Origin of the sequence: uncultured Acetatifactor sp., assembly GCF_948601915.1 — a bacterium.
Classification (GTDB): Bacteria; Bacillota; Clostridia; order Lachnospirales; family Lachnospiraceae; genus Acetatifactor.
Map to the genome: position 1 here is coordinate 7,704 of NZ_CAPDXS010000187.1, position 1,033 is coordinate 8,736.

The 1,033-nt window shown below is 59.2% G+C and carries 1 pseudogene; it reads right to left on the minus strand.

Annotated elements, in window-relative coordinates:
• Window positions 1–685: 685 nt before the first annotated feature.
• Window positions 686–1,033 (minus strand): annotated as a pseudogene (locus Q2B33_RS21805) (exo-alpha-sialidase); the annotation flags it as partial.

Sequence of the window (1,033 nt, forward strand, 5' to 3'; positions counted from 1 at the left end):
TGTGCTCTTCCGATCTATAGCCCACGAACTGGAAGGTCACGCCCGTCAGGTAGTTGAACTCCTGGTCGTTCTCCGGGTTCAGGGTCTGCGCGTACAGAAGAGGGTACTCGTCATAGACCTTGATCAGGCTGGGGCAATACTTCTCCACCATCTTTCTGGGGATAGTGCGGGCCAGCTCCTGCTCGTACATCCAGGCGCTGGTTTTGCCGGAGAGCGTTGCGCAGTCGGGCATTTCACCGGATGCCAGCATAACGTTCAGCGCGTCATTGCCCTCCTGCTTGACGACTGTGATGTCGCAGTCCAGGGCATCCTCCAGCATGGTCTCGCAGTAGCTGCCGTCCTCATAGGTGGAGTCGCTCCAGTACCCCGTATAGGTGATTTCGTAGCGCTCGTTGGGATCGGGGGCCGGGATGTCGTCGTCCGCGACGGCATCGTCCGCCGGTGTCTCTGCGTCATCCCCGGCCGCATCTTCCTCAGCCGATGCGTCTTCCTCTTTCGTCTCAGCCGGTGCGTCTTCCTTGGAATCTGCCCCCCCTGATGCATCGTTTCCGGCCTGGCCGCCGCAGCCGGACATCATCCCGGCTGTCAGCAGGCCTGCCAGCAACAGACTAATTACTTTCTTACTCTTCATACCAATTCCTCCTTATTGGATTTTTGTTTTATGGCAAGGCTGAGACCGGAAAGCTCAAATCCCTTCCAGTTCCCGCCGTTCCACACGCCTGACGCGGGTCCTGACCAGGCAGCTCCCGTCCGCCTCGCTTCCCGCGCAATATCCCAGCAGCAGCGCGTCCTTTGTGAAATACATGGCGCAGTAGCAATATCCGCTGGCTTCGTCCGTCTCAAAGGCCACAGGCACGGAAAAGCTCTTCCCATTGTCCGCACTGGACGCGATGACCATGGGCGTCCGGCCTCCCAAAAAGGCACGATCCGACTTCGCGCGCCCGTTATACTCCGGAATGGGATTCCACACCGCGTACAGCTTCCCGTTCCCGTCCCGCTTCATGCTCAAAGGGCTGCAGGGTGAGCTGAACCG